This is a genomic window from Bacillus mesophilum (assembly GCF_008923265.1).
GTDB classification, from domain to species: Bacteria; Bacillota; Bacilli; order Bacillales; family Cytobacillaceae; genus Cytobacillus; species Cytobacillus mesophilum.
Genome location: NZ_WBOT01000002.1, coordinates 604505 through 625320, shown reverse-complemented (window position 1 = coordinate 625320; position 20816 = coordinate 604505). Strand labels below are relative to the sequence as shown.

22 protein-coding genes are annotated in these 20816 nt (G+C 41.8%); 20 read left to right on the top strand and 2 right to left on the bottom strand.

The window, feature by feature from the left end; translation table 11 throughout:
- The first annotated feature begins 5 nt into the window (after positions 1-5).
- The 4 genes from F7732_RS08080 to F7732_RS08065 are packed head-to-tail and all read left to right on the top strand — an operon-like array spanning position 6 to position 2975.
- Positions 6-374, top strand: a complete 369-nt coding sequence (locus tag F7732_RS08080) for a GntR family transcriptional regulator (protein WP_066443213.1) — start codon at positions 6-8, stop codon at positions 372-374.
- Positions 371-1084, top strand: a complete 714-nt coding sequence (locus F7732_RS08075; RefSeq protein WP_151573383.1) for an ABC transporter ATP-binding protein — start codon at positions 371-373, stop codon at positions 1082-1084. Before F7732_RS08080 ends, F7732_RS08075 begins: the two co-directional genes overlap by 4 nt.
- A gap of 13 nt (positions 1085-1097) precedes the next feature.
- Positions 1098-2012, top strand: coding sequence for an ABC transporter ATP-binding protein (locus F7732_RS08070; protein ID WP_151573382.1), 915 nt, complete (start codon positions 1098-1100; stop codon positions 2010-2012).
- A 3-nt stretch (positions 2013-2015) separates the two neighbouring features.
- Complete coding sequence (locus tag F7732_RS08065; RefSeq protein ID WP_151573381.1) at positions 2016-2975, top strand: ABC transporter permease; 960 nt, start codon at positions 2016-2018, stop codon at positions 2973-2975.
- A 62-nt stretch (positions 2976-3037) separates the two neighbouring features.
- Here F7732_RS08065 and F7732_RS08060 read toward each other — a convergent pair whose 3' ends face one another.
- Positions 3038-4297: a replication-associated recombination protein A gene (locus F7732_RS08060; protein ID WP_192913014.1), complete on the bottom strand. Its 1260-nt coding sequence runs from the start codon at positions 4295-4297 to the stop codon at positions 3038-3040.
- Between the two features lie 173 nt (positions 4298-4470).
- Between F7732_RS08060 and F7732_RS08055 the strand changes: the two genes are divergently transcribed.
- From F7732_RS08055 to F7732_RS08015, 10 genes are all read left to right on the top strand, one after another.
- Positions 4471-5145 (top strand): YczE/YyaS/YitT family protein, encoded by a 675-nt coding sequence (locus tag F7732_RS08055; protein ID WP_151573379.1) that lies wholly within the window; start codon positions 4471-4473, stop codon positions 5143-5145.
- Complete coding sequence (gene cymR / locus F7732_RS08050; RefSeq protein WP_066443218.1) at positions 5142-5561, top strand: cysteine metabolism transcriptional regulator CymR; 420 nt, start codon at positions 5142-5144, stop codon at positions 5559-5561. The genes F7732_RS08055 and cymR overlap by 4 nt, the downstream gene beginning before the upstream one ends.
- A 559-nt stretch (positions 5562-6120) precedes the next feature.
- A complete protein-coding gene (locus tag F7732_RS08045; protein ID WP_151573378.1) occupies positions 6121-7260 on the top strand; it encodes a cysteine desulfurase family protein in 1140 nt (379 codons plus the stop codon).
- A 188-nt stretch (positions 7261-7448) separates the two neighbouring features.
- On the top strand, positions 7449-8564 hold the full coding sequence (gene mnmA, locus F7732_RS08040) for a tRNA 2-thiouridine(34) synthase MnmA (protein WP_151573377.1): 1116 nt from the start codon (positions 7449-7451) through the stop codon (positions 8562-8564).
- A 309-nt stretch (positions 8565-8873) separates the two neighbouring features.
- Positions 8874-9524: a tetratricopeptide repeat protein gene (locus tag F7732_RS08035; RefSeq protein ID WP_151573376.1), complete on the top strand. Its 651-nt coding sequence runs from the start codon at positions 8874-8876 to the stop codon at positions 9522-9524.
- 63 nt (positions 9525-9587) lie between these two features.
- Positions 9588-12002, top strand: coding sequence for an SF1B family DNA helicase RecD2 (recD2, locus tag F7732_RS08030; RefSeq protein ID WP_151573375.1), 2415 nt, complete (start codon positions 9588-9590; stop codon positions 12000-12002).
- A gap of 72 nt (positions 12003-12074) precedes the next feature.
- Positions 12075-12224, top strand: coding sequence for a hypothetical protein (locus F7732_RS22585; protein ID WP_156495713.1), 150 nt, complete (start codon positions 12075-12077; stop codon positions 12222-12224).
- 34 nt (positions 12225-12258) lie between these two features.
- Positions 12259-12753, top strand: a complete 495-nt coding sequence (locus F7732_RS08025) for a PRC-barrel domain-containing protein (protein ID WP_338024081.1) — start codon at positions 12259-12261, stop codon at positions 12751-12753.
- 20 nt (positions 12754-12773) lie between these two features.
- Positions 12774-12965 carry a hypothetical protein gene (locus F7732_RS08020; RefSeq protein WP_080844771.1) on the top strand — a complete coding sequence of 64 codons (192 nt, stop codon included), beginning with the start codon at positions 12774-12776 and terminating at the stop codon, positions 12963-12965.
- Between the two features lie 29 nt (positions 12966-12994).
- Positions 12995-13129, top strand: a complete 135-nt coding sequence (locus F7732_RS08015) for a YrzQ family protein (protein WP_151573374.1) — start codon at positions 12995-12997, stop codon at positions 13127-13129.
- Positions 13130-13229: 100 nt separating this feature from the next.
- On the opposite strand, the gene F7732_RS08010 is transcribed toward F7732_RS08015, so the two are convergent.
- The gene (locus tag F7732_RS08010; RefSeq protein ID WP_151573373.1) at positions 13230-13424 is read right to left on the bottom strand and encodes a hypothetical protein; all 195 of its coding nucleotides are present in this window, start codon (positions 13422-13424) and stop codon (positions 13230-13232) included.
- A 287-nt stretch (positions 13425-13711) separates the two neighbouring features.
- Here F7732_RS08010 and F7732_RS08005 point away from each other — a divergent pair, with 287 nt between their 5' ends.
- The 6 genes from F7732_RS08005 to mltG all read left to right on the top strand — a co-directional run bounded on the left by F7732_RS08005 (position 13712) and on the right by mltG (position 20432).
- On the top strand, positions 13712-14794 hold the full coding sequence (locus F7732_RS08005; RefSeq protein ID WP_151573372.1) for an AI-2E family transporter: 1083 nt from the start codon (positions 13712-13714) through the stop codon (positions 14792-14794).
- A 320-nt stretch (positions 14795-15114) separates the two neighbouring features.
- Positions 15115-17748, top strand: coding sequence for an alanine--tRNA ligase (gene alaS, locus F7732_RS08000; protein ID WP_151573371.1), 2634 nt, complete (start codon positions 15115-15117; stop codon positions 17746-17748).
- 113 nt (positions 17749-17861) lie between these two features.
- Positions 17862-18128 carry an IreB family regulatory phosphoprotein gene (locus tag F7732_RS07995; protein WP_066443228.1) on the top strand — a complete coding sequence of 89 codons (267 nt, stop codon included), beginning with the start codon at positions 17862-17864 and terminating at the stop codon, positions 18126-18128.
- Positions 18129-18130: 2 nt separating this feature from the next.
- On the top strand, positions 18131-18547 hold the full coding sequence (ruvX, locus tag F7732_RS07990) for a Holliday junction resolvase RuvX (protein ID WP_151573370.1): 417 nt from the start codon (positions 18131-18133) through the stop codon (positions 18545-18547).
- Positions 18548-18561: 14 nt separating this feature from the next.
- Entirely contained in the window at positions 18562-18846 is a 285-nt protein-coding gene (locus tag F7732_RS07985) for a DUF1292 domain-containing protein (RefSeq protein ID WP_066443231.1), read from the top strand.
- A 452-nt stretch (positions 18847-19298) separates the two neighbouring features.
- Positions 19299-20432 (top strand): endolytic transglycosylase MltG, encoded by a 1134-nt coding sequence (gene mltG, locus F7732_RS07980; RefSeq protein ID WP_151573369.1) that lies wholly within the window; start codon positions 19299-19301, stop codon positions 20430-20432.
- The last annotated feature ends 384 nt before the right edge of the window (positions 20433-20816 follow it).

Here is a 20816-nt window from a genome sequence, read left to right as displayed (position 1 = left end):
ATACGATGGGAGATCAGTTTCAAGCTTCAAAGCCGATTTATATGCAAATTGTCAGTAAAGTGCAGCAGCAGATTATTCGGGGAGATCTCCAGGCTGGAAGCAAGCTGCCTTCGGTTCGGGAAATGGCGATCCAATCAGGAGTGAATCCAAATACAATCCAAAGGACTTATAGTGAATTGGAGAGGACGGGAATAGTGTTGACGAAACGTGGTCAGGGAACTTTTGTAACGGAAGAGCACGGTGTTATTGCTGCTCTGAAAAGAGAAATGCAGGATGAAGTCATTCATTCCTTTGTCAATAGTATGAAAGAGCTTGGCGTTCCCCCTGAACAATTGATTCAAAAGGTAGAGGATTACTTGGAGGGGAGTTCATGATTGAGTTTGCAGAAGTTTACAAGAAGTACGGAAGAAAGAAAGCGATCCATTCCATGTCTTTCGCACTGGAAAAGGGAAAAATCTATGGATTAGTTGGTCCGAATGGAAGCGGAAAATCAACGACTTTAAAGTTGATTGCAGGACTCGCTTATCCCTCCGAAGGTAATGTCACAGTAAATGGGAAAAAACCTGATCGAAAAACGGCTGGAACAGTGGCTTACTTAACGGAATTGGATACACTCTATCCTTCTTTTACACCTAAGGATTTAATCTCATTTTACGACACGCAGTTTTCTGACTTTGATCAAACAAGGGCATATGAATTATTGAGTTTTATGTCATTAGAAAAAGATACAAAAATAAAGCATCTGTCAAAAGGAAGCCGCGGCAGGCTAAAGCTGGTTTTGGCCTTAGCGAGGGATGCAGAATATCTTCTACTTGATGAGCCTTTTTCGGGATTAGACCCAATGGTTCGAGAGTCAATTGTTAAAGGGCTGCTTACGTATATCGACTTTGAAAAACAAACTCTGCTGATTGCAACTCATGAAATTGCTGAAATTGAAGCCCTGCTGGATGAAGTGCTTGTTTTACTGAATGGTGAACTGATTGCACACGAAGAAGTCGAGGCGTTAAGAGAAGAGAAGGGCCTGTCTATTATTGAGTGGATGAAAGTGATTTTTCAGAGCAGTGCAAAAAGAAATGAAATATAAAAGAGGTGAAGATATGGAAAATTTTGTAGAAATTCAAAATGTTTCAAAAGTAATTAAAGGCAGAAAAATCATTGATTCCTTAAGCTTTGAGGTGAAAAGCGGCGAGGTATTTGGATTTTTAGGGCCAAATGGAGCAGGAAAAACAACAACGATTCGAATGATTGCTGGTTTGATCGGCATCACTTCAGGTGATATTCAAATTCTAGGCAGCAGCGTAAAGACGAATTTTGAAGAAGCTATTCAGCATGTGGGAGCCATAGTTGAAAACCCGGAAATGTATAAATTTATGAGCGGCTATCAGAACCTTGTGCATTTCGGGCGGATGTCAAAAGGAGTAACAAAGGAAAAAATCATGGAAACAGTTGAGTTTGTCGGTTTAAAAGACCGGATTCATGATAAAGTCAAAACCTATTCACTTGGAATGAGGCAGCGTCTTGGATTAGCGCAATGTCTATTGCATGATCCAAAAATTTTAATACTGGATGAACCTACAAATGGATTAGATCCGTCGGGTATTAGAGAGATCCGGGATCATATTCGGAAATTAGCAAGAGAAAAAGGCATGGCGGTTATCGTTTCAAGTCATTTGCTTTCAGAGATGGAAATGATGTGTGACCGCATTGGCATTATTCAACAGGGAAAACTTGTGGATGTACAGCTTGTTCATGATGTTATACAAACAGGTGAGAAACAGTTTGAGCTGGAAGCAGAGCCGGCCAATGCGGCGGTTGAGCTATTAAAGCAACAGTATCCAGAAAGTTCAATTGCTCTTTCCGATAAAAATATTTCAATTGTTATTTTAAAAGAAGAGGTACCTAATATTATATCAATGCTCGTTCAAAACGATATAAAGATATACGGACTAAAAGAAGTAAATAAGACACTAGAAGATCGATTCCTTGAAATTACAGCAAAAAAGGGGGAGTAGAAAATGCTGAACTTATTGAAAAATGAATGGATGAAAATTTTTAAACGTGCCGGCACTTATGTCATGATTGGTCTCTTGTTATTTTTTGTCACTGTCATGGCTGCTTTTATTAAGTATCAGGAAAGCGGCGGAACCGTGCCGGATAATAGCGATTGGCAGCGCGGCATCGAAATGCAGAACGAAACGCTGACGAAAGAATTAGAAGAATACGGTGATACTTTCACACCTGAAATGAGACACAGTTATGAAAGCGATATTGCCATTGGCCAATATCGACTGGAGCATAATATTTCACCTAATGACAGTTATTCTGTCTGGAGTTTTGTTCAGGATGCATCTTTTGTCATTGAGTTTGTTGGGATGTTTTCAATTATTATTGCAGCTGGAATTGTTGCCAGCGAATTTAACTGGGGCACCATCAAACTGCTTTTAATCAGACCGATTCGCCGGGAAAAAATCCTGCTTTCAAAATATGTAACAGTTGTTTTGTTCAGTTTAATGCTGCTCGCGCTTCTCTTTAGTTATTCTGCTATTTTGGGCGGTATCCTCTTTGGAACTCCTGGTGAAGTGTCGCCATATTTGCGCTATCAGGACGGTCAGGTAATTGAAACGAGTATGTTTGTGCATTTACTGACCTACTATGGATTAAACTCAATTAATTTATTTATGCTGACGACGATGGCCTTTATGATTTCAGCGGCATTCAGAAACAGTTCGCTGGCTATCGGTCTTTCTCTATTCCTTATGTTTATGGGAGGCACGGTGACAAGCCTGGTTGCGATGAGATATGATTGGGCGAAATACATTCTCTTTGCCAACACCGATTTGATGCAATACTTGGATGGTTCTCCCCTCATCCCAGGAATGACAATGGGCTTCTCGGTCATCATGCTTATTATTTATTTCTTGCTATTCCAGTTTATTGCTTTCTATACATTTAAGAAACGTGATGTGGCTGCATAATCGCAAAAATGCTTAGGACGTTAAGTGTCCTAAGCATTTTTTGTTCTTTCACCTAATGCTCATTATTTCATTAGTTTCTGATAAATCGCGGCAAGTGCCTGCTCAAATTTTCCTGTCAGTTTTGGAGCATAGTATTTTTTGTGTTTCAGTTTGTCCGGCAGATATTGCTGCTTCACCCATCCGGATTCATAATCATGCGGATATTTATAGTCAATTCCGCGTCCAAGCTCGGCTGCGCCTTTGTAGTGCGCATCCTTTAAATGATTCGGGACATCCCCGCTTATGCCGCTGCGGATATCTCCTAAAGCACTATCGATTGCTGAAATGGCTGAGTTTGATTTCGGTGATAGGCATAATTCAATGACCGCATTGGCAAGCGGAATGCGTGCTTCGGGAAAACCGAGCCGTTCGGCCGATTCGATCGCTGCTAATGTTCTGGCTCCTGCCTGCGGGGAAGCGAGCCCGATGTCTTCGTAGGCAATGACTAATAATCTGCGGCCGATACTGGTCAGATCACCTGCTTCGATCAGTCTGCCGAGATAATGCAAAGCTGCATTGACATCACTGCCGCGAATTGATTTTTGAAAGCCGGAGAGCACATCATAATGTCCGTCACCATCTTTATCATGATGGAAGCTTTTTTTCTGCATGCATTCTTCTGCAACAGCCAACGTAATATGGATTACATCATCATCGGCAGCTTTTGTTGATAATGCGGCAAGCTCTAAGGCATTGAGGGCACTGCGGACATCTCCATTTGAACTTGTGGCAAAAAAAGTGAGTGCATCCTCATCAATTTGGATGTTTTTATCTCCAAGCCCTTGTTCTTCATCATGTATTGCTCTTGTTAAGGCAAGCTTTAGATCTTCAATTGATAACGGCTTTAATTCGAAGATCTGGCATCTGCTTCGAATGGCTGGATTAATAGCATGATAGGGATTGCTGGTTGTGGCGCCAATTAATGTAATCATGCCGTTTTCAAGGTATGGAAGCAGAAAATCCTGTTTGCCTTTATCAAGACGATGGACTTCATCAAGGAGAAGAATGACTTTTCCGGACATTTTGGCTTCAGCCGCAACGATTTCCATGTCTTTTTTATTATTGGTAACGGCATTTAATGTACGAAAGGCAAACCGGGTGCTGCCGGCAATGGCGCTCGCAATCGACGTTTTGCCAATTCCGGGAGGTCCATATAATATCATCGAAGAAAGCTGTTTGGCTTTTACCATCCGGTCTATAATTTTTCCTTCACCAACCAAATGCTCCTGTCCGATGATTTCGTCTATTGTTTTAGGCCGCATTCTGAAGGCTAATGGTTTAATGCTCATAACAATCACTCCAAATATAGTGCAGGGAATTTTCTGCTATAAACATATCATAAACTGTCCTTTTGTATAAATGATTAATGCCTGCAATTATGCTATAATGACAAAAGTCTATAGAGAAAGTAAGGAATTTAAATATATATATAAGATCACATGGATGGGAAAAGAGGATGAATATGAAGAGAAGAGGCCAGATCGGTCCAAGATTTTCGGTTTACTTATTAGGATTGCTTGTGATGAGTCTTGGAATTGATTTGGTGATATTGGCTGATTTAGGAGCTTCACCGTGGGATGTTCTGCATGTTGGTCTTTATTATCAATTCGGATTATCGATTGGAAGCTGGTCCATTATTGTTGGCATTGCTGTGCTCATTGTATCAGCCCTAATATCAAAGGAAATGCCCAAGGCCGGTGCATACTTGAATATGATTCTTGTTGGATTGTTTATCGACATGTATATGTTATTGCCTTTTATGGATACTCCTTCAGGTATGACTGGAAAGCTACTGATGTTTTCAGCTGGTATTCTTATTAACTGTTATGGAATGGGACTTTATATATCAGCACAGCTGGGAGCAGGTCCTCGTGATAGTCTTATGATTGCACTTACTTCAAAGACAGGCTGGAAGGTCGGAAGAGTGCGTGCTGTGATGGAAATACTAGTATTAATTGTCGGCTGGCAGCTTGGCGGTCCTGTTTTTTGGGGAACCGTTTTTATTAGTTTATGTATAGGTCCACTTGTAGGAAAGGCATTGCCGCAATGTCAAAAGCTGACGGATCTATTTTTGGCGTCGCTACGAAAACAGCCTTTTATAGATAAAGAAAATAGAGGTGTAAATCCATGAAAATTTCAACTAAAGGCCGCTACGGCTTAACCATTATGATTGAACTTGCCAGAAAACATGGGGAAGGACCGATTTCGCTAAAGGTCATTGCCCAAAACAATGATTTATCAGAGCATTACTTAGAGCAGCTCATTGCACCGCTGCGCAATGCCGGACTCGTTAAGAGCATTAGAGGAGCATATGGGGGCTATATATTAGGCTCTGAACCGCAAAACATTACCGCCGGAGATATTATTCGCGTCCTGGAAGGTCCGATCAGTCCTGTTGAGGGTATTGAAGATGAAGAACCGGCAAAGCGAGAACTATGGATCAGAATCCGCGATGCGGTCAAAGATGTATTAGACAACACCACGATCGAAGACCTGGCGAATCATACAGATGACAACGCAGGGGATTCTTATATGTTTTATATTTAATGAGTGGAGATTAATGCTAAAATCCGCTTTGTTGAGAGGGATGGGTTGGGTTGGTGAAACCCCCGAACTTCGCCTATAGGGTAGAGATGGGTCGTTAAAAAGAGAGTTTAACAACTGAACCCCGTCTTTAGGATAGAGTTGGGTCGTTAAAAATGGAGTTTAACAACCGAACCTCGTCTTTAGGATAGAGATGGGTCGTTAAAAAGGGAGTTTAACCCCCGAACTTCCCCTTTAGGGTAGAGATGGGTGGTTAAAAATGGAGTTTAACAACTGAACCTCGTCTTTAGGATAGAGATGGGTCGTTAAAAAGGGAGTTTAACAACTGAACCTTGTCTTTAGGATAGAGTTGGGTCGTTAAAAAGAGACAATCTCCCTCCGAACTTCGTTTTTAAGAAGAGAGCTAGAGTGTTAAAAATATCCCTACCCCGGTACTTAACTATACGAGCCCTAAAAGAAAGTTAATATTTAAAATCTCCCCCCGAAAGCTAATTCCCTGCTTTCATAGGAAGTAAGACTAAAAGTCTGCAACGATATATTTCGAAAGTCAGAAGGTGAATTAATGGAACATATATATTTAGATCACGCGGCAACAAGCCCGATGCATCCAAGAGTGATTGAGAAAATGATGGAAGTGATGGGACAGGAGTTCGGAAATCCTTCAAGCATTCATCACTTTGGACGAAGTGCTCGTCATATTATTGATGAAGCGCGGGCAGAAATGGCAAAAAGCATTGGTGCTAGTCCAAATGAAATTATTTTCACAAGCGGCGGAACTGAGGCCGATAATCATGCGATTTTCGGAGCAGCAGATGCTTATCGCGATAAGGGCAATCATATTATCACAACTGAGGTCGAGCATCATGCGGTTTTACATGCCTGTCAGCAGCTTGAAAAGCAAGGGTTTACGGTTACGTATTTGCCTGTTGATGAGACTGGAAGAGTTTCAGCAGAAGCTGTTAAAAATGCACTAACGGACGAAACCATTCTTGTCACCATTATGTACGCCAACAATGAGATCGGCACGATACAGCCGATTAAAGAAATTGGTGAGCTTCTTGCTGATCATCAGGCTCTTTTTCATACAGATGCTGTCCAAGCCTATGGATTGCAGAAGATCGATGTGAAGGAATTGCAGGTCGATTTATTATCTGTCACGGCCCATAAGCTTAACGGACCTAAAGGGATTGGCTTTTTGTATGCCCATAAAAACGTCATGCTGTCATCTCGTTTGTTTGGCGGTGAGCAAGAGCGAAAACGCAGAGCAGGAACCGAGAATGTCCCTGCGATTGCAGGCTTTCTGGAGGCTATTCGTGTTGCACAGGAAGAACGGGAAGCGAAGACAGAGCAATATAAAAGCTATCAGCAGCTATTTGTACAAAAGCTCAATGAAAATGAAGTGAATTTTACCAGAAACGGATCACTTGATTATTCAATGCCACATGTACTAAACTTAAGCTTTCCTGGAACAAATGTAGAGCAAATGCTTGTGAACCTTGACCTTGCTGGAATTGCAGCATCAAGCGGTTCAGCCTGCACAGCAGGTTCTATTGAACCATCACATGTGCTTCTTGCGATGTTTGGAAAAGGAGACGATCGTCTGCAAAATTCGATCCGTTTTAGTTTTGGCTTATTCAACACAGCGGAACAGGTTGAAAAAGCAGCACTTGAAACGAGCAAAATTATAAAGCGATTAACATAAGGCGATACTCCATATGCTTGCTATATGTAAGAACTTTGGATGACGATATGCTTGGTGATTGGAACGGAATGGTGCGATACTCCTGCGGGTGGAGGCTCACCACCCGCCCCGCGGAAAGCGAGTACCATGGAGTGGAAATCATTTAAGATAACATAAATAAAAAGAAAAACAGAAACGTGGTGAAAAACATGAAAAAAGATCCAAAAGATACACGAGTAGTTGTCGGGATGTCTGGTGGCGTTGATTCTTCTGTGGCAGCACTTCTTTTAAAAGAACAAGGCTATGATGTCATCGGTATTTTCATGAAAAACTGGGATGATACGGATGAATTTGGCGTTTGTACAGCAACGGAGGATTATAACGATGTCATTAGAGTCTGCAACCAAATTGGCATTCCTTATTATGCGGTAAACTTTGAAAAGCAGTATTGGGAAAAGGTATTTACGTACTTTCTTGATGAATACAAAGCTGGAAGAACACCAAATCCTGATGTCATGTGCAATAAGGAAATCAAATTCAAAGCGTTTCTTGAGCATGCTGTCAGCCTAGGTGCCGATTACTTAGCAACAGGTCACTATGCACGGGTAGAATACCGTGATGGTGAATACAAAATGCTGAGAGGGCTTGATGAAAATAAAGATCAAACCTATTTCCTTAACCAGCTGACACAAGAACAGCTTTCAAAAGTAATGTTCCCGATTGGTGACATCGAAAAGTCTAAAGTTAGAGAATTAGCGGCGAAAGCAGAGCTGGCTACAGCAACGAAAAAGGATAGTACGGGCATTTGCTTTATTGGCGAGCGCAATTTCAAAGAATTCCTCGGAAACTACCTGCCAGCACAGCCGGGCAATATGGAAACATTCGACGGCAGAGTGGTGGGTCGCCATGATGGATTGATGTACTACACAATCGGACAGCGCCATGGACTTGGCATTGGCGGAGCAGGTGAACCTTGGTTTGCGATTGGCAAGGACTTAAAGCGCAATGTTCTTTATGTAGGACAAGGCTTCCATAATGAAAAGCTTTATTCAGACAGTATCACGGCTGTTAATGTTAGCTGGGTTTCAGATGAAAACCAGCCGCAAACATTCGAATGTACAGCAAAATTCAGATACCGTCAGGCTGACAATAAAGTAACAGTACAACTCGCCGAAGACAATACTGTTAAGGTTACCTTCCATGAACCAATCCGTGCAATCACACCAGGCCAAGCGGTTGTGTTCTATGATGGCGATGTCTGCCTGGGCGGCGGAACCATTGACCGAGTTTTCAAAAATGAAGACCGTCTTACGTATGTTGGGTAGTCTAAAACGTTTAATGATAAAAGATATGCTAAGTGATTGAAACGAGGAGAGCGAGACTCCTCAATAATGCTAGCTCCTTTTCTTCGTGCGGTGCTCATGCTTTGAAGCCCACTCAATGTCCTGTCGAGAAGTGGGAGGGTGAAACCTCACAGTGCTCGCGCTGAGGGTGCTCAACAGCCCCCCCGTGGAAAGCAGGTACCTGCAGTGGAAATTACTTTTACAAACAAGCCCTGAATTACTGAATTCAGGGCTTTCTTCCGTCCTAAAATAAAAATATGCTATACTTTCAGTGAATGGAGTGATTGTACAATGGATAAAAATCAGCAAGGTATTCAATATATGCAAGAAGGAAAATGGGAGGAAGCTGCGCAGGCCTTTATGGAAGCCATTGAAGAGCAGCCAGACAACCCAGTACTATACATAAACTTTGGCAACGTCTTAGCAGCTGTCGGCGATTCTGAAAAAGCGCTAAAATTCTATGAAAAGGCGATTGCACTCGATGAAAATGCCGCTGCAGCTTACTATAGCGCAGGTAACTTATACTATGATGAGCAAAACTTTGAAGAAGCTAAAAACATGTTTGAGCGTGCGATGCAAAAAGGCTTAAATACTGGTGATAATTATTTCATGCTTGGCATGTCTTTAATGGCGCTTGATCAGGCCCGCCTTGCATTGCCATACCTGCAGCGCAGCACAGAATTAAACGAAGAAGATGCTGAAGCCTTTTTCCAATATGGCCTATGCCTTGCAGGACTGGAATTCATTGAAGAAGCCATTGCACAATTTAAAAAGTGCATCAGCCTCGATGAAGAGCATGCCGATGCATATTACAATTTAGGTGTAGCATATGGTTTTCAGGAAAAAGAAAAAGAAGCATTGGAACACTTCGATAAAGCACTGGAAATTCAGCCTGATCATGTCCTTGCAGGTTACGGGAAAAAATTGATCGAGAAGGAATAGTGCTGGAGGTATTCTCACTCACTTAATCTGATGTTAAAAAGCCTTTGAAGGGAGGGACCATCAATGGAGGAGCAGGGCTCATTAAACTTATTTTCCGGTGCAGAAGAAAAATATATGAAAGGCAAGCATCTTGTGACGATTTTTCATAACGAGCAAAACATGTACACGGTGCTGCGTTTGCGGGTTGAAGATACAAATCATACATATGAAGATAAAGAAGCTGTGATCACAGGCTATTTTCCAAAGCTTCACGAGCATGAGACATATATTTTTTACGGAGAGTTAAAGGAGCATCCGAAATTTGGCGTCCAGCTTCATGCTACCCATTACCGCAAGGATATTCCGCAAACAAAGCAGGGCGTTGCCAATTACTTATCTAGTGATCTTTTTAAAGGGATTGGAACTAAAACAGCGGAAAGCATAGTGGAGGAGCTTGGAGAGAATGCGATCTCTAAAATTCTGAATGAGCCTTCTATACTTGATCGGGTTCCCAAGCTTTCCGGCGAAAAAGCAAAGCTTGTATATGATACGTTAATGGAGCATCAGGGGTTGGAGCAGGCGATGATTGCTTTAAATCAATATGGCTTTGGGCCGCAGTTATCAATGCGAATCTATCAGGCGTATAAGGAACAAACGGTTGATATGATTCAAAATAATCCATACAAGCTTGTTGAAGATGTGGAAGGAATCGGTTTTTCGCGCGCGGATGAGCTGGGATATCAGATCGGGATATCGGGCAGTCATCCAGATCGCATTAGAGCCGCATGCCTTTATATGCTTGAAACCGGCAGCATGCAGAATGGGCATGTGTTTATGTATGCAAGAGACCTTCTTCCGAGTGTTAAACAGCTGCTTGAGGATAATAAACGTGACCAGATCGAGTTCGCTGATATTTCCAAGGAAATTGTGAAGCTTGGGGAAGAAGGCAAGATTATGGCGGAGGATCAGCGCCTCTATTTGCCTCCGTTGTATTTTTCTGAAAAAGGAATCGTGACAAATATCAAAAGGATTCTGCAGCAGACGCAATATGATCAGCAATTTCCTGAATCAGAGTTTCTAATGGCATTAGGTGAGCTTGAAGAACGGCTTGGGGTCCAGTATGCTCCTTCGCAAAAAGAAGCGATCCAGAAGGCGCTGATGAGCCCGATGCTTATTTTAACAGGTGGTCCTGGTACGGGAAAAACAACAGTCATTAAAGGAATTGTGGAACTGTATGGCGAACTGCATGGGTGCTCGCTTGATCCTGGCGCTTATAAGCAGGAAGAAACTTTTCCTTTTCTGCTTGCTGCACCAACAGGCAGAGCGGCTAAACGAATGGCCGAATCAACAGGACTGCCTGCTGTAACGATTCATCGCCTGCTCGGGTGGAATGGCAGTGAAGGATTTGATCATCATGATGAAAATCCGCTTGAGGGAAAAATTTTAATTGTGGATGAAACGTCGATGGTTGATATTTGGCTGGCGAATCAGCTGTTTAAAGCTGTTCCAGAGAATATGCAGGTTATTTTAGTAGGTGATGAGGATCAGCTGCCATCTGTGGGACCGGGGCAGGTTCTTAAAGATCTTCTTAGGTCAGAAAGGCTCCCTACAGTCCGTTTAGTGGACATCTATCGTCAGGCTGAAGGCTCTTCCATTATCGAGCTTGCCCATGAAATGAAAAAAGGACAGCTTCCGGCAAATATTAGCGCTCCACAGCCTGACCGTTCTTTTATAAAATGCGGACCAGGACAAATTGGGGCAGTTGTTGAGAAAGTAGTTTTAAATGCGAAGAAAAAAGGCTATACAGCCAAGGACATTCAAGTGTTGGCGCCTATGTATAGAGGTCCTGCAGGGATTGACAAGCTTAATTTGATGCTGCAGGAAATCTTCAACAGCAACCCTGATGGCTCACGGAAGGAGCTGGCCTTTGGTGATGTAACATATCGGATTGGCGATAAAGTGCTTCAGCTTGTGAATCAGCCTGAAAATCATGTCTTTAATGGCGATATGGGTGAAGTTGTTTCCATTTTTTATGCAAAAGAAAATACGGAAAAGCAAGATATGATTGTGGTTTCTTTTGAAGGAGTCGAAGCAACATATACTAGACAGGATTTGAATCAAATCACACATGCATACTGCTGCTCTGTTCATAAATCACAGGGAAGCGAGTTTCCGATCGTAATTTTGCCGGTTGTGAAAAGCTATTATCGAATGCTGCGGAGAAATCTGTTATACACCGCAATTACAAGAAGCAGACAGTTTTTAATATTATGCGGTGAAGAGGACGCCCTCAGAATAGGTGTCGAAAGGGCAGATGAACAGGCAAGACTGACAAGATTAACGGAAAAATTGCAGGAAGGCATCATAGAGCAGGGTGGAGAAGTTCCACCTCAACCGGACGAAAACATGTCCTACGAAGAAATTTTGCTGGCTGCTGACCCAATGATTGGGATGGAAAATATAACGCCGTATGATTTTATGGAAAAAGAATATAGCTAATAGAAACAGTCTAAGTTAGGCTGTTTTTTTATGGGGAGTTTTACCAATCGACACAAGAAGGCGGGATCTCTAATGCCAAAGAAAAACGACAACAAGCTTACGTATGCAGAGATTGAGGCATATAAGATGAAAGAAGGCAGCTCACATGAGTTTTCAGAAGAGCTGGCTGATGGCGGAGAACGAAATCAGCGTTTTGATAAACCGCGCTACAATAAGAAATAAGCATTACTGCAGCATGTACTTGAATTGAATACTGATGTTCGGGAAGGTGGGAGCGCTCCTGAGGACATTTTCCCTTTTAAAAGGCTTGACCGTTTTTAACGCGAGTACAGGCGATAAACTTGGAAGTATTTGCGATTTATTTATTTCCCAGGAAGGACTCGTTAAGGGTCTGTTATTGAAAAAAGGTGCTCTCTTAAAGAAAACGTTTCTCATTGATATTAACGATGTATCTTCGTTTGGCTGGGATGGTGTAATGATTCCGAGTCCTGCTGTCATGAAGCCGATTCAAAAGGGCGGGGAATACACATGTGAAAGCCATAATCGCTTAACCGGCAAGATGCTGATGACCAAAGAAGGCGAAAAGCTGGGACTGCTGGAGGATGTATATTTTTCCGAAGAAGTGGGCACAATCGTAGGGTATGAATGTACCGATGGCTTTTTTTCAGATATGCTCGAAGGAAAACATGTCATTAAGACAGAAGAGCCGCCTGCGATTGGAAAAGACGCCATCATTGTAAATGTAAAATAAAAATGAGGTGTCTTACGTCTATGCTAAAGTGCCCAAATTGCGGGAGCAAGGATATCGGAAAAATTGGCATCAATCAGTATTATTGCTGGGGATGCTTTATAGAGCTATCATTATCCAAAGGAATAATCAATACCCATCAAGTTGAAGAAGACGGATCATTAAGTTCTCTTGACGACTTGTTTGCTGAAGATGAGCGCCGCTATTCATCGTAACGAAAATTTAGCGGATCGAGGTGTGTTAGATGAACAAAATTTTAACCTCAGCAGCACTTATCGGAGCTGGATATGCTGTTTACAATGCAGCTCAAAAAAACAAAATGTTTTCTTCAAGAAATATGAAAAAAATCCAGAAGAAAATGACAAAAGCATTGTTTTAAAATCAATACAGGGATACTAATTCGCAGATGAATTGGTATCCCTATTTTTATTATAATGGAGTGTTTCGTATGCTGATCTAAGCTATGAAGCTAAGTGTATTTAGTAAATGTCTGCTGAAGCAATGATCGCTATACTCCACATGATAAGAGTAAAAGAAATGGTAAGCCAAACGGTGTTTTTGGCTGTTTTTTCGTCGTTTTTTACCTTTTTTAAAATTGATACTAAATTCAAGCAAAACATAATACATAAGATAGGCATGAAAAACCAGCCAAAATACAGAGACGCAATCATCATAGGTTTTTTCTCCTCATTCCATTTCTTTAATACTTATAAGCTAAAATATGGTTGCTGTATAAAGTTTATTTTACCATTTTTGTTAATTTATTTCAGCAGATTTCTTTGTTTGTGAGACAAGTGCCCGCCAGCCAGAAGAATCGGTGTTAAAAGGACCCAAAGAAGCCCGCCAGCAAAAATTTCAATTCCTACCGGAACAATAAGTGCAAAAAACCTTCTCCTAAACAAAATAAATGTATGATTCCCCCTCTTCTCTCTCACACTATCCAGTGAGGGGGCGGACTTTAATGAATATCCCTATAAAGTGGTTTTACCGATTAGGGTTTTTGCTGCTTTTATTTATTGTTATTTTCGTTTTTTTAAAATTAAAGACATTGTGGCATCCAGTGCTGGATATTTTTTTGGCTGTATTGATTCCTTTCATTATCGGTGCTTTTATTACATATTTGCTTCATCCGATTGTGGAGCGACTACATGAAACAGGGATGCATCGGGGTGTGGCCATTTGCATTATTTATATTATTTTTTTCGGTGGAATTGGATTCGCTTTATATAAAGGGATTCCAGCATTTATCCTTCAGCTTAGGGATTTGACTGAAAGTGCTCCTCAATTTAGCGAGCAATATCGAAGCTGGGTCCAGATGATTCAGGAGAAAACTTCGATGTGGCCAGAAGGATTGCAGACAAGAGTAGATAGCGGCATTACGGCAGCTGAGGAAGCATTAGACAACTTGCTGACGAAAATTCTGGCTGTGATGATGAATTTTGTGAATGATATTGTGATGCTGTTGCTGATTCCTTTTATTTCTTTTTACTTGTTAAAAGATTATCCTCTTGTTAAAAAAGCGGTTTGGTATTTAACTCCCCGCAGGTGGCGGAAGGAAGGCTTGCTGTTTTTAAAAGATGTTGATAAGTCGCTAGGCAGCTACATCCGCGGTCAGCTGCTTGTTTGTATCGTCATAGGTTCCTTATCAGCCATTTTATTTTGGCTGTTTGGGATTAAATATTCTCTGCTGTTAGGTTTGATTATTGGCATAACCAATGTTATTCCTTATTTTGGTCCAATTATCGGTGCCATTCCGGCTGTCATTATTGCCGCAACGATGTCCACAAAAATGGTGCTGATTGCCATTGGGATTGTGCTGGTTCTGCAGTTTCTTGAGGGAAATGTACTTTCGCCTTTTATTATGGGGCACAGTCTTCATATGCATCCGCTCGTAATCATGCTTGCTCTTTTAGCAGGGGGAGAAGCAGCCGGAATCCTTGGATTGATTATTGCTGTTCCGATTCTGGCCGTGTTAAAAGTCAGCCTCCTTCATGCGAAAAAGCATTTTTCAAAAAAGAGGGAACGAGAGCCTGTGAAGCATTGACAAACCGCCTTTCTTATCGCTATAATGCGCTTATAAATGTATTTATACAAACAACATATTGATGGAACAAGTATGTTATAGACCACTTTTTAGAGAGGGGATTCCTAGGCTGGAAGAATCCCTGGGTGAAGGATAACAGAACGCTAATCCTGAATGCAGCTAATCCCTGCCGTCTTCCGCGTTAAGGATCTGAGAGATAGCAGGGGATGAGCTCTGTTATTATCAGGGTGGTACCGCGAGTATAGTCCTCGTCCCTGTTTTGGGATGAGGGCTTTTTGTATTTTCAAAAGATTTTAACTATTGTTAATGGAGGAATAAAGATGAAGAATTTATCAGGATCAGATATTCGCCGCCTCTTTTTAGAGTATTTTAAGGAAAATGGGCATGCTATTGAACCAAGTGCTTCCCTTGTACCGCATGAGGATCCGTCCCTTTTGTGGATCAACAGCGGTGTCGCAACGTTGAAAAAATATTTTGACGGCCGGGTTGTGCCTGAAAATCCCCGTATTACTAATGCGCAAAAATCAATTCGTACAAATGATATTGAAAACGTTGGGAAAACAGCTCGTCACCATACGTTCTTTGAGATGCTAGGAAACTTTTCTATCGGTGATTATTTTAAAGAAGAAGCGATTGAATTTGCATGGGAATTCTTAACGTCTGAAAAGTGGATTGGATTTGAAGAAGAAAAGCTTTCTGTAACCATTCACCCTGAGGATGATGAGGCTTACAGCATCTGGCGTGAAAAAATCGGAGTTCCAGAAGAACGCATCATTCGTTTAGAGGGGAACTTCTGGGATATCGGAGAAGGCCCAAGCGGTCCGAACACGGAGATCTTCTATGATCGCGGTCCAGAATACGGCAGCGATGAGAACGATCCAGAGTTATACCCTGGCGGAGAAAATGAACGGTATTTAGAAGTTTGGAACTTAGTGTTTTCTGAGTTCAACCATAATCCTGATGGTACATACACACCGCTGCCAAAGAAAAACATTGATACAGGCATGGGTCTTGAGCGTATGGCTTCTGTTGTGCAAAACGTGCCTACAAACTTTGATACAGACCTCTTTATGCCGATCATTAAAGCAACCGAAGAGATTTCCGGTGTAAAATATGGCGAAAACAAAGAAACAGATGTGGCCTTTAAGGTTATTGCGGACCATATTCGTACTGTTGCATTTGCAATTGGTGATGGAGCATTGCCATCCAATGAAGGCCGAGGCTATGTACTAAGAAGATTGCTTAGAAGAGCGGTTCGATACGCGAAGCAAATTCAAATTAACCGTCCGTTCATGTTTGATTTAGTTGACGTCGTAGGCGATGTGATGAAGGATTTCTATCCGCAGGTTACAGAAGGAAAAGACTTTATCCAAAAAGTAATCAAAAACGAAGAAGAGCGTTTCCATGAAACATTAAACGAAGGATTGGCGATTCTTTCGACGGTTATGAAAAGTGAAAAAGAAAAAGGCAGCACAGTAATTCAAGGAACAGATGTGTTCCGTCTTTATGATACTTACGGATTCCCAGTTGAATTAACAGAAGAGTATGCGGAAGAAGAAGGCATGACAATCGATCATGATGGCTTTGAGCGTGAAATGGAACTGCAACGTGACCGCGCACGATCTGCTCGTCAGGATGTTGATTCCATGCAAGTGCAGGAAGGTGTGCTTGGAGACTATAAAGAAAAAAGTGAGTTTGTCGGCTACGAAAATCTTTATAGCGAAGCAAACGTTTTGGCCATTATTAAAGATGGTCAGTTTGCAGATGAGGCAGCAGAAGGGGACGAAGTTCAATTTATTTTAGATCAAACGCCTTTCTATGCTGAAAGCGGCGGACAAATCGCTGATAGAGGAACTCTTGAAGCTGACGGAGTGATCGTACATGTAAAAGACGTACAAAAAGCTCCAAATGGACAAAACCTGCACCGTGCAGTCGTTTCAAAAGGAACGTTGAAGGTGAACAGCTCTGTGAAGGCAGTTGTGGATGCATTTAACCGCTCTAAAATTATTAAAAATCACACAGCTACTCACTTGCTGCACCAGGCATTAAAAGATGTTTTAGGAGCGCATGTCAATCAGGCAGGTTCACTAGTTGAGCCAGATCGCCTCCGCTTTGACTTTTCACACTTTGGCCAAATTACGGCAGAAGAATTAGAAAACATTGAGCAAATCGTTAATGAAAAGATTTGGCATAGCCTTTCAGTCAATATCGAGCATAAAGGCATTGAGGAAGCAAAAGCAATGGGTGCAATGGCATTGTTTGGCGAAAAATACGGCAAAGTGGTCCGTGTTGTTCAAATCGGTGATTACAGCCTTGAGCTTTGCGGCGGCTGCCATGTTCCGAACACATCTGTGATTGGTTTATTTAAAATTCAATCAGAGAGCGGAATTGGCGCAGGAACTCGCAGAATTGAAGCGGTAACAGGTGAGGGTGCATATGCGCTGATGAATGAGCAAATCATGACCCTGAAAGATGCAGCTTCAAAATTAAAAACGAATTTAAAAGATGTTCCGTCCAGAATTGATGTTCTTCAAGGAGAAATGAAACAACTTCAGCGTGAAAATGAATCATTAGCGGCTAAGCTGGGGAACATTGAAGCAGGAAGTCTTGTTGACATGGTGCAGGAAATCAATGGAGTGAAGCTGCTTTCCGCAAAAGTACAAGCTTCTGACATGAACAATCTTCGCAATATGGCAGATGATCTTAAGAAAAAGCTTGGTTCAGCGATTGTCGTTTTAGGCAGTGCAAATGAGGGGAAAGTAAACTTGATTGCTGGAGTAACAGAAGATTTGATTAAAAAGGGTTACCATGCAGGAAAGTTAGTCAAAGAAGTAGCTTCCCGCTGCGGCGGGGGCGGCGGCGGCCGTCCAGATATGGCTCAGGCAGGCGGCAAGGACCCTGAGAAGCTAGAAGAAGCACTGCAATTTGCGGCTGAATGGGTGAAATCAATTTGATCTCAAGCAAAAGTAGTGTAGAATGTAGGTAACCATCAGTGGTCATGCTCTAGAAGGCATTTCTGTGCGTGGCGACGAATATATCGCTCAAATGGTAAAGCGAGGTGTAAAACGTGAGCTCATTTGATAAAACAATGAGATTCAACTTTCCTGAGGAACCGATCGAACAGGATGTGAATGATGTGCTCTTCCAAGTCTATGGGGCGCTTCAGGAAAAAGGGTACAACCCCATCAATCAAATCGTCGGTTATCTGCTTTCAGGAGATCCTGCCTATATTCCACGCCATAAGGACGCTCGTAATGTGATCCGCAAGCTGGAACGGGATGAAATTATCGAAGAACTAGTCAAATCATACTTGAAACAGCAGCGAGAGGGATAAACATGCGGACGATGGGATTAGATGTCGGCTCCAAAACAGTCGGCGTCGCAATAAGCGATGCGTTTGGTTGGACAGCGCAAGGCTTAGAAACCATAAAGATCAATGAAGAAGAAAAGCAGTTTGGATTTGATCGAATTGGTGAAATTATTAAAGAACATGAAGTCAGTAAAATTGTTGTAGGCTTCCCGAAGAATATGAATGGCACAGTTGGCCCGCGCGGCGAAGCAAGCCAGTTCTACGGGAGAGAGCTTGAAAGACTTTTCGGTCTGCCTGTTGTCCTATGGGACGAGCGTCTGACCACAATGGCAGCAGAACGCGTGCTTTTAGAAGCAGATGTCAGCCGAAAGAAACGCAAGCAAGTCATCGACAAAATGGCTGCGGTCATGATTTTACAAGGCTTTTTGAATAGCCAAAATTAATGAGGTGAAAGAACATGGATCACGGTGAAAAAAATATTACAGTAGTAGACGAAGAAGGCAACGAGCAGCTTTGCGAAGTGCTATTTACATTTAACTCAGACGAGTTCGGAAAATCATATGTTTTATACTATCCAATTGGTGAAGAAGATGATGAAGAAGAAATCGAAATTCATGCATCAGCATTCATCCCTAGCGATGACAATACAGATGGTGAGCTTCAGCCGATTGAAACTGACGAAGAATGGGATCTGATCGAAGAGATGCTGAACACATTCTTAGCGGAGCAGGAAGAAGAATAAAAAGAAAAGCCTTCAGATTTTATCTGGAGGTTTTTTTTTGTGCTTTTAGATATACTTGCCAGCCGGCAAGTTTTTTTATGCTCATATATTTATAAATGATATTTGAAAAATAGCTAACAATATGCTTGTGGGTATAGCATTAGGATGTTGGGGCTCTGTGTATTAGCAGGGAGATGAAATTTATCAAGTGCAGATGTTAAAACACCAAGCAGAACATGATAGTAAACTCATTACGATCTCCTTTTTAAGTGTTTATGGACAAAGGTGTTTCGACAACATATTGGAGATAATTGTAATTTATTCATACTAATTGTAATATTTTGCGACTTCACTCAGAAAATATAGTATAATAATGCGAGATATGAGAGCAGAAGGGCAAATCCTCGAGTTTATGAGGTTGGGGTTGTTTATTAGAATTAGAATTCGCCCGCCCGAGTAGGAGGGAAAATCGTTTGTCATCAAATGAAACGAAAGATAAAAAATCTATTATTCGCCAAAAGCTGACTGAACGGCAAAGTGAAGCAAAAGTGGTTAGAAAGATTGTTTTTATCACCACAATTGTGCTAATCCTAATTATTGGTGGAATAGCTGGCGGTGGCTATTTGTATATTAACTCAGCTATTAAACCAGTTGATCCAGAGAACAATACTGTTAAGCCAGTCGAAATTCCAATTGGTTCATCTGTAACAGGCATTGCACAAGCGTTAGAAGATAACGGAATAATTAAGGACGCCAGAGTATTTAAATACTATGTCAAACTTAAAAATGAATCTGGATTTATGGCGGGCACTTATGATATGAAGCCATCCATGACTTTAGATGAGATTATTGGCAGTTTAAAAACAGGTTCGGTAATGGATGAGGTTGTTTTCCAGATGACTATACCGGAAGGAAAGCAGCTTGAGCAGATTGCCGGCATTATTGGAGAAAAAATCGGCCAGGAAGGCGATGCTGTATTTGAACAGCTCAACGATCAGGCATTTATTGAATCGTTAATGGCTAAGTATCCTAATCTACTAACAGATGAAATTTTAGGCGAGAATGTCCTTTATCCGCTGGAAGGATATTTATTCCCGGCCACCTATCCGTTTTATAAAGAAGATCCAACGGTAGAAGAGATAGTCACGGTCATGCTGGATAAAACAAATGCAGTGATCAATGAATACACTGGTGAAATGGATGCCCAGGAAATGACGGTGCATGAGCTATTGACTATGGCATCATTAATTGAAGAAGAAGCAACAGAGCAAGTAGACAGAGAGTCTATTTCGAGTGTCTTTTATAATCGAATGGAAACGGGCATGCCGCTGCAGACAGACCCGACCGTTTTATATGCACATGGTGAACATCTAGATCGAGTTTTATATGAACATCTAGAAATTGATTCCCCATATAATACGTATCAAAATACTGGATTAACGCCAGGACCGATCGCAAATGCGGGTGTATCCTCTATAGAAGCGGCACTATATCCTGCAGAAACCGAATACCTGTACTTCCTGGCAACAGGAACGGGCGAAGTGCTGTTCTCTACTACATTAGATGAACATAACCAGAAGAAAGCAGAGCATATAACAATTCAGTAGAATTCAATGAAAAGAAGGCTGTACTGGCCTTCTTTTTCTAATTTGTTTTAGCGAGGCGGTTTTCAACTACGTCCCATGAATGACCAAGCCCCTTGCACTTTTCTTGTTGTCTAGTTCCAGGGGCTAGGAGCTCGAGGTCATAAGGCAACCCAGCTAAAAGGTTAAAGAACAACCTTTCATCTGGCTTGCCTTATGCTTGTCGCTCCTGACCAAGCCCCTTGCACTTTTCTTACTGTCTAGTTCCAGAGCCTAGCCCCTCGAGGTCTTAAGCCAATCCAGTCAAAAGGTCAAAGAACGACCTTCCGCCTGGCTTGTCTTAAGCTTGTCGGGGCTGACCAAGGCTCTTGCACTTTTCAGTTTTTATGGTAAAATAGTTGAGGTGTT

Excerpts from the sequence above, each read along its gene's own strand:
- F7732_RS08005 (WP_151573372.1), top strand. The coding sequence starts at position 13,712 with ATGAATATCCCTATAAAGTGGTTTTACCGATTAGGGTTTTTGCTGCTT.
- F7732_RS08020 (WP_080844771.1), top strand. The coding sequence starts at position 12,774 with ATGCTAAAGTGCCCAAATTGCGGGAGCAAGGATATCGGAAAAATTGGC.
- F7732_RS08045 (WP_151573378.1), top strand. The coding sequence starts at position 6,121 with ATGGAACATATATATTTAGATCACGCGGCAACAAGCCCGATGCATCCA.
- cymR (WP_066443218.1), top strand. The coding sequence starts at position 5,142 with ATGAAAATTTCAACTAAAGGCCGCTACGGCTTAACCATTATGATTGAA.
- F7732_RS07985 (WP_066443231.1), top strand. The coding sequence starts at position 18,562 with ATGGATCACGGTGAAAAAAATATTACAGTAGTAGACGAAGAAGGCAAC.
- alaS (WP_151573371.1), top strand. The coding sequence starts at position 15,115 with ATGAAGAATTTATCAGGATCAGATATTCGCCGCCTCTTTTTAGAGTAT.
- F7732_RS08080 (WP_066443213.1), top strand. The coding sequence starts at position 6 with ATGGGAGATCAGTTTCAAGCTTCAAAGCCGATTTATATGCAAATTGTC.
- F7732_RS08075 (WP_151573383.1), top strand. The coding sequence starts at position 371 with ATGATTGAGTTTGCAGAAGTTTACAAGAAGTACGGAAGAAAGAAAGCG.
- F7732_RS08015 (WP_151573374.1), top strand. The coding sequence starts at position 12,995 with ATGAACAAAATTTTAACCTCAGCAGCACTTATCGGAGCTGGATATGCT.
- F7732_RS08055 (WP_151573379.1), top strand. The coding sequence starts at position 4,471 with ATGAATATGAAGAGAAGAGGCCAGATCGGTCCAAGATTTTCGGTTTAC.
- recD2 (WP_151573375.1), top strand. The coding sequence starts at position 9,588 with ATGGAGGAGCAGGGCTCATTAAACTTATTTTCCGGTGCAGAAGAAAAA.
- ruvX (WP_151573370.1), top strand. The coding sequence starts at position 18,131 with ATGCGGACGATGGGATTAGATGTCGGCTCCAAAACAGTCGGCGTCGCA.
- F7732_RS08035 (WP_151573376.1), top strand. The coding sequence starts at position 8,874 with ATGGATAAAAATCAGCAAGGTATTCAATATATGCAAGAAGGAAAATGG.
- F7732_RS08025 (WP_338024081.1), top strand. The coding sequence starts at position 12,259 with ATGTTCGGGAAGGTGGGAGCGCTCCTGAGGACATTTTCCCTTTTAAAA.
- F7732_RS08010 (WP_151573373.1), bottom strand. The coding sequence starts at position 13,424 with ATGATGATTGCGTCTCTGTATTTTGGCTGGTTTTTCATGCCTATCTTA.
- F7732_RS22585 (WP_156495713.1), top strand. The coding sequence starts at position 12,075 with ATGCCAAAGAAAAACGACAACAAGCTTACGTATGCAGAGATTGAGGCA.
- mnmA (WP_151573377.1), top strand. The coding sequence starts at position 7,449 with ATGAAAAAAGATCCAAAAGATACACGAGTAGTTGTCGGGATGTCTGGT.
- F7732_RS08065 (WP_151573381.1), top strand. The coding sequence starts at position 2,016 with ATGCTGAACTTATTGAAAAATGAATGGATGAAAATTTTTAAACGTGCC.
- F7732_RS08070 (WP_151573382.1), top strand. The coding sequence starts at position 1,098 with ATGGAAAATTTTGTAGAAATTCAAAATGTTTCAAAAGTAATTAAAGGC.